The sequence below is a fragment of the Arthrobacter sp. zg.Y820 genome (genome assembly GCF_030125555.1).
In the GTDB taxonomy this organism is placed as follows: Bacteria; Actinomycetota; Actinomycetes; order Actinomycetales; family Micrococcaceae; genus Arthrobacter_B.
In genome coordinates this window covers 87,967-100,503 of record NZ_JASKLX010000012.1, presented here as the reverse complement: position 1 = coordinate 100,503, position 12,537 = coordinate 87,967, and the positions used below count along the sequence as shown (strand labels likewise).

The following is a 12,537-nucleotide window of genomic DNA, read 5'->3' as shown; positions in this document are numbered from 1 at the left end:
GGAGAACTGTGGAAGATAACAGAGTCAGCACTGCCTGGCGGAGGAGGTATAACCGCCGGCTAGCCGTAATCGATGCACTTGTTATTCTCTGGGCGACAACCGGAGCAGTAATTTTGCGTTTTGGCACGACTACAGAGGACGTAGTGAGCATCGATGGTCAACCCTATATAGCTCTCTCGATCGCTCTGACTGCAGCCTGGTGGGCGATGCTTGGTATGTGGGGAAGCCGAGACCCGAAAATTATGGGTTATGGCACGGAGGAGTTCAAGCGCCTATTTAGTGCTTCCTTTTGGCTTTTTGGCCTCATAGCGCTATTTTCTTACAGCTTTCAACTTGATACGGCGAGAGGCTACATTGGCGTCGCGCTGCCGGCCGGAGTTCTCGGCCTGCTGGCCGGACGCACGCTAGTTCGCCGCCTACTCCGCATCGAACGGAAGCAGGGCAGGAGCACTGCAACTGTCCTCGTTATTGGTGGCCCAACGAGCGTTGAGCACCTAGTACGGTCGTTGCAAAGTCAGCCAATGGCCGGTTATCTACCGGTCGCAACCTACTTACCTCTGGCGAGCCCTGGAACAATTATTGATCCTGCCTTGGGGCTACCTACGTTGGGATATGGAAGTTCGATTGAAGAGTTAACACAGACTATCCGAGCCTCGGCTCCCGACGCTGTGGCGCTGTCCTCAGGAGTTCCGCTCGCACCCCGGACCATCAGGGAACTGGGATGGGCTCTCGCTGATCTCGACATTCGTATGATCATGGCCCCTGCCCTTACCGACGTTGCCGGACCACGGATTCATACACAGCCGTTGGCTGGCTTACCACTTATTCATGTTTCAACGCCCAACCTTGGTGGCTGGCAGCGCCTCACGAAACGAGTGTTTGATATCGCGGGGGCCTTATTCCTTATTCTTTTGAGTTCTCCGCTCCTTGTCCTTACTGCCCTTCTTATACGTCTAGATAACCCAGGACCCGTGCTCTTTAAGCAAGTACGTGTTGGAGCGTCAAGCGATAATTTTTGGATGCTTAAGTTTAGATCAATGGTTGTGGATGCTGAAGATCAGCTGCGGGACCTGAAGCGCCATAGTGAAGGTAATGGTGTGATGTTTAAGATGAAGGCAGACCCTAGGGTTACACGTGTTGGAAAGTTTATTCGGAGATACAGCATCGACGAGCTTCCTCAATTGTTTAATGTTTTAGGCGGAACCATGAGCCTTGTTGGCCCCCGCCCCCCGCTGCCCTCCGAGGTAGAGACTTACGAGATATACATGCGCCGCCGTTTACTCGTGCGCCCCGGGCTAACGGGTCTGTGGCAGGTGAGCGGGAGGTCGCTGCTCTCTTGGGAAGACACGGTTCGTCTAGACCTGTACTACGTAGAAAACTGGTCGTTAGCTGGAGATATTGCGATTCTCCTCAAAACGTTCAGAGCCGTGGTATCTCGCCACGGTGCCTACTAATCCGGGCGCCATGCCCTCTCACTGCTCCCAAAGGCTGAATGATGCTACCCACTGATGAGGGGTTCTCAAAGTACGGCTCTTCGCCATCCGCCGTAAACCATGAAAGGCCCCCTGCCCAACAACGGCGGCGCCTGAATCCCACTCTGGTCAAGATAGGGCTGGGGCTCCTCTCAGTGGTTGGGCTGACTGCAGTCGCTGGTGGAGTGCTCGTGCACCAGGCATTGGACGTGCGGAGCCGACTTGACGAGGCCCTAGCCTTAGTCCCTCAGCTGCGCTTCGAGCTTGAAGAGGGAAAACAAGACGAAGCGCGAGGAACTTTCGAACAGATTCAGAAACATGCAGCAAATGCGCGGTCCACAACCACTACTCCGCTGTGGACAGCTGGAGCAGCCACACCCTTCATCGGGCCAAATTTTCATGCCGTAAGAGAGGCTGCAGTCTCCGCCGATGACATTGTGACGCGTGCTGGTGCCCCTTTACTGGGAATCTACGGCTCGTTAAACTCGCAGACTCTGTCACCAGAAAATGGTCAAATCGATGTAGTTCGGCTTCAAGATGCAGCTCCAAGCATCTCGGCGGCTGCGCAGACGGTCAAACTGTCCCATGCCCGCCTGGCTGCCGTCGATCTGTCCGAGCTCTTGGAACAAGTCGCCGACCCGATACGGTCAGCGACCGACGAGCTCTATGCTGCCAGTGACGCTCTCGAAGCGGCGTCATCCGCGGCACAGCTACTTCCTGAGATGCTCGGTGCAAGTGGCCCCCGAAATTATCTCCTATTGGTACAGAACAGTGCAGAGGTGAGAGCCACAGGAGGCATTCCTGGGGCTCTAGCAACTCTGAGGACGGAAAACGGCCGGATTAGCCTAAGCGAGCAAAGCAGTGCCGTGGCCCTGGGCAGCTTTTCACCTTCACTTGACGTCGATTTGGAGCAGGAAAAGCTCTATACCGCGCGCCTTGGCACCCAGATGCAGAACGTAAATTTGACGCCTGATTTCCCCACGGCCGCTGCAACGGCGAAGACAATGTGGGAACAACGACACCAGGGGCAAGTTATTGATGGGGTACTTGCCCTCGATCCCGTGGTCCTGGCACACCTCTTAGAATCTACGGGCCCCGTGGCCTTGAGTGATCCAAGCGTCCTTCAACTCGTCAAGGGAACTTCCCTTCCCACATCTCTTTCTGGGCAGAACGTCATCCCAACTCTCTTGTCGGATGTCTACCGCGAGATCGTGGATCCCGTGGAACAAGACGCATACTTCGCAGCAGTGGCTGGAAGTGTCTTTGATGCATTTAGCGACGGTCAGGGAGACGGCGATCAGCTGCTAAAGGCGCTCACGCGTAGTGTTCAGGAGCACCGGCTCTATCTCTGGTCCAGCCACACAGATGAGCAGAAAATTGTCGCCTCGACGCCATTGGCCGGTTCTGTGATGGGAGCGGAGGGCGGTGGCGCGACTTTCGGCGTCTACTTCAACGATGCCACGGGCGCAAAAATGGACTACTACGCGACTCGCACCGTCCGACTTCTGGAGGCGTGCGAATCTGGGGACTACAGTCGATATACGGCCCGCGTTAACATCGCCAACAATGCACCAAAAGATGCGGCATCCATCCTCCCTGACTACGTCACTGGTGGCGGAACCTACGGTGTCGAACCCGGTCGAATACAGACAAATTACGTTGTCTATGGTCCCGCCCAGTCGTTCGTTGAGACAGCAACTGTGAACGGGCAGACTGTACCCGTTGGTTCGGGTAAGCATGGACAGCGACCAGTCGGAACAGTCAGCCTCGAACTGGCTCCTGGTGAAACTGCGGAATTGGATGTGGTGTTTTCTCGAGTCATTCAGGACTCCGAGCCACGACTCCAAGTGACACCCGGGCTTGAGCCTCTCGAAAATGTAGTACTGCCACCCCTGAGTACCGGGTGCGACTAATTGCGAGCCGCAGGTTTTATATCACATCCCGCTTGGAACTCCATCAAGGACCTGTTACCGTAAAGAGCGCTTCGACTGGAAAAAGTAGTGGCCGAAGATCTGTATCCGGAGTGCTGGGGAGGGCTTCGGAAAGAGTTGTAGATTTTGAAGTTTGAATCATTTGCCATTGGGGGTCTCAGTGGCAACGGTTAATTATTACCAAGACAGTCTTTTATCAATCGCATGGGGAGTCTCATATGAAAAAAACCGCATCCGCCCTCGTCTTGGCCGGATCCTTGGCCTTCTTCGGTGCTGGCGCCGCTAATGCCGTCGATCGTTATCCCGCGCCCGAACCTGCCGGTGTCAGCGACGCGACTGTAACTCCCGGCGCAACAGTCGCTTTCAGCGGATCAGGTTTCACCCCCGGTGAAGCCATCAGCGTTACTGTTGACTACTCCAATGCCCCTGTTGTTGTTCCCGGAACTGGTGTCAATGGACTGATCATCCTCGCAGAAGTAGTGAACACATTCACAACCAGTGCTGACGCCAGTGGCAACTTCACCACGAATGTGACGCTCGGTGAAGCAGGCACCTACACGCTGACTGCCACAGGCCTGGAGTCGGGCCGCGTGTCCACTGCTGTCGTTTCAGTTGATCCGGCGTTTGCCGGCGACGGCAGCGGATCCGACGACGGATCCGGCGACGGCTCGAGCAACGGCGGATCCGAAGCTGGCGACGACAACCTGGCTAACACCGGCGCTGACTCCGCCATGCTACTCTGGGGCGCCGCGGGCGTCCTAGCACTCGGTGCCGGTGTAGCTTCCGTAGCGGTTGCTCGCCGCAAGAATGCCTAATTCTTAGCGCGAAACAAAGGAGGGAGGATGGTAACCGGACGGTTTCCATCCTCCCTCCTTTTGGCGAACTCAAGCCGTCCCCATAGCGTCACACAATCAGGGCTGCCCTGCCACGGCTACTGTTAAGACGGCCAAAATTGCTAGGCAAGCATACGTCGAAAGCTCTCTCTTGCTTCGGCGACTCCGCTGTCGACGCCATTCCCCACTCGGCTCAGTCATGACCTAGACGCTTGCCCCGGGGATATTGTTTACAAAAAAGTAGTTATTACCTATCTCTGCATGGCGCTTACGCATCGGTTGTGGCCAAGGACCTTGGCAACTGCTTGAAGGCGATAAGATTTCATGGTTATTTGCTAGAAATTATTTAGGGGAAACGTGCGTATTTCTGTCATCGGTTGCGGTTATCTCGGAGCCGTACATGCTGCCTCCATGGCGAAGCTTGGACACGACGTCATCGGTATTGACGTCGATAAAGCCAAAATCAATGAGCTGGCGTCCGGTCGCGCGCCCTTCTTTGAGCCGGGTCTGCCCGAGCTCCTCGCTGAATCGGCTGCATCGGGTCGCCTGACGTTCAGCACCGACATGGCGGAGGCTGCTGGTGCAGATGTGCACTTTGTCTGCGTCGGGACACCGCAGCGCAAGGGGGAATTCGCAGCAGACCTCCGCTATGTTGACGCCGCGTTCGCAGCGCTGGCTCCCTATTTGAAGCCCGGCAATGTCGTGGTCGGAAAGTCCACCGTCCCGGTGGGTACCGCTGCACGCCTCGCCGAGGATCTTCAGGAGACAGCTGCAGAGGCCATCCTTGTCTGGAACCCCGAGTTCCTTCGCGAAGGCCACGCAGTTCAAGACACGCTGACGCCGGACCGCTTCGTGTACGGCGTCCCGAGCGGGGACGCTGGGACGGCTGCCGTGGCCGCCCTGGACGAGGTCTACTACACTCCCCTTTCCGCTGGTACACCCCGCCTCGTGGTGGACTACGCTACTGCCGAGCTCGTCAAGACGGCGGCCAATTCCTTCCTGGCGACCAAGATCAGCTTCATCAACGCCATGGCTGACATCTGTGATGCCGCGGGCGCAGACGTCACGCTCCTGGCCGACGCTATTGGCATGGACGACCGCATCGGCCGCAAGTTCCTCAACGCCGGAGTGGGATTCGGCGGCGGCTGCCTGCCCAAGGACATCCGCGCCTTTATGGCACGCGCCGGTGAGCTGGGCGCAGACCAGGCGCTGACATTCCTGCGCGAAGTGGACACCATCAACATGCGCCGCCGCACCCGCGTCGTTGAAATGACACGTGACATTTGCGGCGGTTCGCTGCTGGGCAAGCGCATTACCATTTTGGGTGCGGCGTTCAAGCCCGACAGCGACGACGTCCGCGACTCCCCCGCGCTCAGTGCCGCGGCCCAGATGCAACTGCACGGCGCCACAGTGACTGTAACTGATCCTGAAGCCCTGCAGAACGCCAAGGGTCGTTTCCCCGAACTCAATTATGACCCGATCACTGAGAACGCCATCGAACGCGCCCACGCCCTGGTTCTCCTCACCGAATGGAAGGAATATCGGGCTTTGGACCCCAAGACGATCGGAGCGCTGGTAACGGATAAGAACATCATCGACGGCCGCAACGTCCTGGATCCCAATTCCTGGCGCGAAGCTGGATGGAACTTTAAGGGCATGGGTCGCCCATAACACCACGGCCTTTCCATGGGCTAGCCAAAGTGCTGCAGGGACCGGATGATCCGTCCCTGCAGCACTTTTTTTGATTCAGTTCCGAGGTGCTGGTTCAACCGCCTCCTGAACTGCTACTATCATGACGCACGCCCACATTTTGGGTGAGGCGGTCTCATTTTGACAACAAAACCGTCTTGTTAACCAACAATTCCTGGGGGAATTTCTTGCTTTCAGCAGCGTCAGTCTCTGCACTTCCTATTTTTAGTGTTTTTGCCAGCACCGGCATGATCATTTGGGCCGCCGTCGGTTTAGTGGGCCTCCTCAGCGGGATGGTGACCGTCCGGATGGCCCGGCGCCGTCACCAGCCCGTTGAACCTGTCGCCAACAAGACGCCGGTTGACACCGCAGCACAGCCTTCAGCCTTGGGGAACGCCAGCCCGGTCTCCGCGGACAACGTTATGCAAGCGGCCTAAACCCTCACAGAGGAAACCGGGCTGGCGACGGGCACCGCTTTCAGCCCTACGGCGTGCGAACCGCCGGCGCCGGGTTACGGGATCTGATGGCTTCCTCCGTTCTGGCGGTTTCCTCCTTGTTCCAGACACCGGTGGCCAGTTCAATGACCAGAAGGTGTGGGTCAAACCCGGGCAGCAGGAACTGGAACTCGATCGCGTAGCCGGGGCGCAGGTCCAGCCGGGCCGCGGTGTCCAAATCTGCCAGGCTTCCAGTCCACGCGGCAACGGCCAGCCGGATCCGTTCCCGTTTCTCCACGGCCGACAGCGGCTCCGCGGGTTCGTCCAGCTCCACACCCTCCGCGTCGAAGGAACCAGAGGGATCCACCGTGTAGGTGATCTCCGGGTCGTCGTGTCGGCCGCCGATCTCCAGGGAAAGTCCGGACAGCGGCGAAGACCCCGCCTCGCCCATCTGCTGCTCCTCCCACCAGGAAATCAGCAGCCGGCCGATGGACAGGGCATCCTCACGTGCCACTCCCAGCACTGTGCAGCGTCCGTTGAGCCCGCCCATGAGGACCGATTGATCCGGGAGGCGGGCAATAAGGGAGTCGTGGGTTCGCACCAGGACCTGCAGCCATTCCCGGTCCCGCTTTTCCCCGGACACCGCCAGACGGGAGTGTCCCGCACCGGGGGCCTCCGATCCGGCGATCTGCAGGTTCAGGGTGTCGTTTGGCCCCAGCGCGTCGATCTGATGCGACAGCCGGCTGATGACGGCGGACAACTGGCTGCGACTGCCCAGGGTCCTGACCGTGTACGTGTTGGCTGCCAGGCCGCTCATGAAGAAGGGTCCGGTCCAGCTGTCGGCCGAGACCTCCGCGCCGGGCAGAGCGGCGGCCGCTCCTGCGACCCAGGCATCCACTTCGGCTGCGGCTTTGTCCCTGGCGGCGCGCTTGCCCCCGAAGAGCCCCATCAGATCAGGTCCAGGCTGAGTGCTTTTTCCATCCGGCCAGCCTACTGGCGGCACCGTCGCGGGCTGCGGAGAAACACGGTCCCGAGGCTGTCTTCTTGCCCGGCCCCGGGATCAGCGTCATCTGTAGAGAGCCGCTGCCACCACCACGGCCGTAACCGCCGCCAGCAGAGCCAAGCCGATGTAAGTGATCCAATCGCGACGGGTACGACGGTAGCGCGTCCGGCGCCATTCTCTTGCGGGGGCAGGTGTGTCCATGCATTCGAACGTATGACCACAACTCATTCCGCGGAACGGTATTGGATACTCGTCTGTTCCCCGAAATTACTTGCTCGGCAGCAAGATTTGGACTATGGCTTGACCCTGCAGGCCTAGTTCGCCGCGAGCAGCGCTTCCTCGAGCGCGACCCAGGCGAGCATGGCGCACTTGACCCGCGCCGGATAGCGGGAGACGCCGGAGAACGCGGCGGCGTCGCCGAGCACCTCTTCATCAGCCTCCACGGTGCCGCGGGAACGCATCACCTCGCGGAAGTTATCCACCAGCGCCATGATCTCGTCCCGGGACAGCCCGGCGGCCAGATCGGTGAGTACGGAGGCCGACGCCATCGAAATGGAACAGCCCTGCCCCTCCCAGCTGATGCCCTGCACGGAGGTGATGCCGGCCCCAACGCCGGCGGCACCGGCCGCGGAGGTTCCGGCGTCGGTCATCACCGCGCGCAGCGTGATCTCATCGCCGCAGGTGGGATTCAGCTGGTGGCTCTCCCCCGACTTCAGCCCCGCCGGCACCTCCGCCAGGCCGGCGCCGTGCCGGGCCTTGGCATGGTCCAGGATGATCTGCTGGTACAGCTGCTGCAGCTCGGCGCTCATTTACTTCACTCCAAAAAACGGACGGACGCCGGCCACCGCGTTCAGGAACGCGTCGACGTCGTCGGTGGTGTTGTACAGATAGGTGCTGGCGCGGGTGGTGGAGATCAGGCCCAGGCGGCGGTGCAGCGGCTGCGCGCAGTGGTGCCCCACGCGCACGGCAATGCCCGCATCATCCAGGAACTGGCCCACGTCGTGCGAGTGGACGCCGTCGACGTCGAACGCCGCCAGCCCGATCCGCTCCACGCCGGCGCGCGGGCCGAGCACCCGGATGCCCTCGATCGCTTCCAGCCCGGCCACCAGCCGCTCACCCAGTGTGGCCTCCCAGGCGTGGATGCGGTCCATCCCGGTTTCCTGCAGGTAATCCACCGCGGTGCCCAGGGCCATGGCCTGCGAAATGCGCTGCGTGCCGGCCTCAAAGCGCTGCGGGGACGGCAGGTAGTCGGCCTGCTCCATGGTCACCGTGGTGATCATCGATCCGCCGGTCAGGAACGGCGGCATCGCGTCCAGCAGTTCGGCCTTGCCGTAGAGCACGCCGATGCCGGTGGGGCCGAGCATCTTGTGCCCGGAGAACGCGGCGAAATCCACGTCCAGCGCCTTCACGTCCACCGGCAGGTGCGGCACCGACTGGCAGGCATCGAGCACGACGAGCGCCCCCGCGTTGTGCGCGAGGCGCACCAGGGTTTCCACCGGGTTGATGGTGCCGAGCACGTTGGAGGCGTGCGTGAACGCCACGATTTTGGTGCGCCCGGTGATCAGCCGCTCGGCCTCCTCCAGCCGCAGCGCGCCGTCGTCGTCCACCGGAATGAACCGCAGCGTCGCTCCGGTGCGCGCGGCCAGTTCCTGCCAGGGAATCAGGTTGGCGTGGTGCTCCATTTCGGTGACCACAATCTCGTCGCCCGCGCCGAGCGCGAAGCGGCGGGCGGCCTCTCCCCCGCGGCCGGCGGCGGCGTTGGAGAAGGAGTAGGCGATCAGGTTGATCGCCTCGGTGGCGTTGGACGTCCAGACGATCTCGTTGGGCCGGGCGTTCACGAAGCCGGCGACCTTGGCGCGGGCATCCTCGTACACGTCGGTCGCGGCCACGGCGAGGGTGTGCGCGCCGCGGTGCACCGCCGAGTTGCGCTGTTCGTAGAACTCCTGTTCGGCTTCGATCACGCTGAGCGGGTTCTGCGAGGTGGCGCCCGAGTCCAGGTACACCAGCGGATGGCCGTTGACCTGCTGGTGCAGGATCGGGAAGTCGTTGCGGATGCGCAGGACCTCGGCGTTGTCCAGGGGCCCGGTCAGGGGCTTGAGCGTTTCGGGGGTGGAAACCACAGGCACTGGAAAAACTCCTTGGCTGGCCGGTCGGGTGCGCACGTGATCTGCATCAATACGCAACATAAGTCTGTGCTAATCATCCCACTGCACGGCCGCGAGCGCACCTGAGCCGCACCTTAGTTGGGCGGGCTGCGAGCGCCGTACGCAGGTTTGCCGCCGGCAGGTAGGTAAGCCGGCGAAAACGGGTATTCCGTACCGGTTACCCCGCCCGACGCGGACGTTAGGTTGCATAGCGGGTGCGCCCCGCCGGGCGCTTTGGCGGAATGAAAGCCGGGTTCGAAATGTTCAGAAAAGTCGCCGCCGTCCTGAGCGGGGTTGTCCTCGCCGCCGCATCCCTGATCGGGTTCGCTCCGCCCGCGGCTGCGCTCTCCCCCGGCGTGGCATTCTCCGCCACCAATCTGCCCACGTGGCAAACCAACGGAATTGTCTGGACCATGGCCGAGTCCAACGGGGTGGTGTACGCCGGCGGAACCTTCACTGCCATCCGCCCGCCCGGGACCGCAGCCGGCGCCGCCGGATCAAGGAGCGCAGTGAACTTTGCCGCGTTCGACGCCTACACCGGCAACCCCACCAGCTGCTCACTGTCAGTGACCGGAGGCAGCGCCACCGTGCGGGCCTTGGACGTCTCCCCCGACGGGCGCACGCTGTACATCGGAGGCAGCTTCGGCACGGTCAACGGCGTGGCCACCACCCGCATTGCCGCGATCAACCTGCCCGGCTGCACCGTCAACACCAACTTCAAACCCGCAGCCGTCTCCTCCACCGTGCGCGCCATCGAGGCCACGGCCTCAGCCGTCTACTTCGGCGGAGATTTTAGGACCGTCGGAACGGCGGCCCGCAACCGGCTGGCAGCAGTCAGTGCCACCGGATCGCTGCAGGCGTGGGCGCCGTCGGCGGATCAGCCGGTGCGGGCCCTGCACGTCCCCGCCGGCAAGAGCACGGTGCTCGCCGGCGGCGACTTCCTCACCATGAACGGCGCCGACTCCAAGGCCCTGGCTGTGCTGAACAACACCACCGGCGCCAACGTCCGCACCTATCCCAACTTCTTCATTCCGCGCACCTCCACGGTGAAGTCCATCGACTCCGACGGCACCAGCTTCTACATCGGCAACGAGGGCACCGGCGGCGGCGTGTTCGACGGCCGCGCGCGGCTGGACCTGACCACCTACAACCAGGTCTGGCGGGACACCTGCCTGGGCGCCACGCAGGCGGTGAGCGTGTACAGCCAGACGCTGTACTCCGCGCATCACGCACACGACTGCTCCAGCATGAACTCCTTTCCCGACGGACCGCGCGTGCACCTGAGCGCACAGAGCATCACCAGCCCCTCCCCCATGCACCAGTGGAACCCGGTCACCAATGACGGCCAGGGCGAAGGGATCGGCCCGCGGGCCCTGGCCCACACCACGGCCGGAAGCGGCAGGGACGTCCTGTGGACCGGCGGAGAATTCACCACCGTCAACGGCAGCGGGCAGCAGAGCCTGACCCGCTTCGGACCGGCATCGTCCAGCACCGCCGGCCCGGGCACCCCGAAGTTTGTCAGCGCCGAGTCCCGGGCCTCCGGCCAGAACACCATCCGCTGGCAGTCCACCTCGGACCCCGACGATTCCGAGCTCACCTACCGGGTCTACCGCAACGGTTCCACCACCCCGCTGGCGGCCGTCAATTCGTCGTCGCGCTGGTGGGACCTGCCGCAGGCCTCCTTCACCGACACCACTGCGGTGCCGGGCACTGCCTACACCTACCGGGTGCAGGCCACGGATCCCAGCGGACGCAGCGGCCCGCTGTCCGCGCAGGTTCAGGTCACCACGGCGACGTCGGCTGCCCCCTATCCGGCGCTGGTGCGGGCCGACGGCGCCACCACCTACTGGCGGCTGGGCGACTCCCTGGCGGCGGCGGCCGATTCCTCCAACGGCAACAAGATGGGCCTGCCCAACCTCGGGGCGAAACTCTCGGGATCCGCCGGAGCCCTGCGCAGCGACAGCAACCGCGCGGCCAGCTTTGACGGCGTCGACGACATGATCTTCGGTCAGCAGCGCGTCAGCGCCCCGACGGTGTTCAGCGCCGAGGCCTGGTTCAAGACGGACACCACCACCGGCGGGAAGATCCTGGGCTTCGGCAACGCCCAGCCCCGCCGCAACGGAAGCTTGCTCGGCTACAGCAGCGTCTATGACCGGCACGTCTACATGAGCAACGCCGGCAAGCTCGTGTTCGGCACCTGGTCCGGCACGAGGGTGGTGGTGACCTCGCCCGCCAGTTACAACGACAACGCCTGGCACCACGTGGTGGCGACCCAGGGCCCGGGCGGCATGGTGCTCTATGTCGACGGCGTGAGGGTTGCCTCCAATACCGTGTCCGCCAACACCGTCTCCCTGGGATCCTGGCGGATCGGCGGGGACTCGATCCCGTCCACCTGGCCGAATGCTCCGACCAGCCGCCACTTCAAGGGCTCCATTGACGAGTTCGCCGTGTACCCGACGGCGCTGACCGCCGCGCAGGTTGCCGCCCACAACCAGCAGGGCCGCCGGTAATTGGCGCCGGTACGGGACGGCTCCGCCCGGCGTGCCGCGCTGTGGACCGCTGCCAGCGGGGTGCTGGCAGTGATGGCGGCGATCCTGCTCTGGCCCGCGCCGGTGGACCGGCCGCTGTACGGCACCCTGCTGCGGTTACTCCACCGGTTGCAGGACCATGGGCTGCCGGGCTGGGTGGACTACGCAATGCTGGAATCCGCCGCCAACGTGCTCCTGTTTATTCCGCTGGGTGCGCTGGTCGCGGCGTTGCTGCCGCCGCGCCGCTGGTGGTTCGCGCTGCTGCTGTGCGCCGGATTCGCCGCGGGGATGGAGGGCTTTCAGGATGTGTACCTCCCGCACCGGCAGGGCAACGCGCAGGATGTCCTGCTCAATGCCGGCGGAGCCCTGCTGGGGCTGGCGCTGACCGCAGCCGGGCGGGGGCAGCGCTCCCTGCGCCGCCGCCGTCGTCGTCCACCGGCAGCGAGTCGTCGTTCACCGGAAGCGATCCGCGTACCGCAGTAGAGGGGTCAGCGAACCGTAAC

9 protein-coding genes are annotated in these 12,537 nt (G+C 62.6%); 6 read left to right on the top strand and 3 right to left on the bottom strand.

Annotated elements, in window-relative coordinates; genetic code table 11:
- Window positions 1-8: 8 nt before the first annotated feature.
- The 4 genes from QNN99_RS14280 (at window position 9) to QNN99_RS14265 (ending at window position 5,907) form a co-directional block, all read left to right on the top strand.
- Window positions 9-1,454, top strand: coding sequence for a sugar transferase (locus tag QNN99_RS14280; RefSeq protein WP_331461788.1), 1,446 nt, complete (start codon window positions 9-11; stop codon window positions 1,452-1,454).
- Between the two features lie 209 nt (window positions 1,455-1,663).
- A complete protein-coding gene (locus QNN99_RS14275) occupies window positions 1,664-3,385 on the top strand; it encodes a DUF4012 domain-containing protein (protein WP_229967241.1) in 1,722 nt (573 codons plus the stop codon).
- A gap of 236 nt (window positions 3,386-3,621) precedes the next feature.
- Complete coding sequence (locus tag QNN99_RS14270; protein ID WP_229967240.1) at window positions 3,622-4,218, top strand: LPXTG cell wall anchor domain-containing protein; 597 nt, start codon at window positions 3,622-3,624, stop codon at window positions 4,216-4,218.
- 375 nt (window positions 4,219-4,593) lie between these two features.
- Window positions 4,594-5,907, top strand: coding sequence for a UDP-glucose dehydrogenase family protein (locus QNN99_RS14265; protein ID WP_229967239.1), 1,314 nt, complete (start codon window positions 4,594-4,596; stop codon window positions 5,905-5,907).
- A 501-nt stretch (window positions 5,908-6,408) separates the two neighbouring features.
- On the opposite strand, the gene QNN99_RS14260 is transcribed toward QNN99_RS14265, so the two are convergent.
- From QNN99_RS14260 to QNN99_RS14250, 3 genes are all read right to left on the bottom strand, one after another.
- A complete protein-coding gene (locus QNN99_RS14260; protein WP_229967238.1) occupies window positions 6,409-7,308 on the bottom strand; it encodes a hypothetical protein in 900 nt (299 codons plus the stop codon).
- 368 nt (window positions 7,309-7,676) lie between these two features.
- Window positions 7,677-8,171, bottom strand: a complete 495-nt coding sequence (gene sufU, locus QNN99_RS14255; protein WP_229967237.1) for a Fe-S cluster assembly sulfur transfer protein SufU — start codon at window positions 8,169-8,171, stop codon at window positions 7,677-7,679.
- On the bottom strand, window positions 8,172-9,488 hold the full coding sequence (locus QNN99_RS14250; RefSeq protein WP_229967236.1) for a cysteine desulfurase: 1,317 nt from the start codon (window positions 9,486-9,488) through the stop codon (window positions 8,172-8,174).
- Window positions 9,489-9,766: 278 nt separating this feature from the next.
- Here QNN99_RS14250 and QNN99_RS14245 point away from each other — a divergent pair, with 278 nt between their 5' ends.
- Both QNN99_RS14245 and QNN99_RS14240 read left to right on the top strand, forming a co-directional pair.
- On the top strand, window positions 9,767-12,016 hold the full coding sequence (locus tag QNN99_RS14245; protein ID WP_229967235.1) for a LamG-like jellyroll fold domain-containing protein: 2,250 nt from the start codon (window positions 9,767-9,769) through the stop codon (window positions 12,014-12,016).
- Entirely contained in the window at window positions 12,017-12,517 is a 501-nt protein-coding gene (locus QNN99_RS14240; RefSeq protein WP_229967234.1) for a VanZ family protein, read from the top strand.
- Window positions 12,518-12,537: the final 20 nt, after the last annotated feature.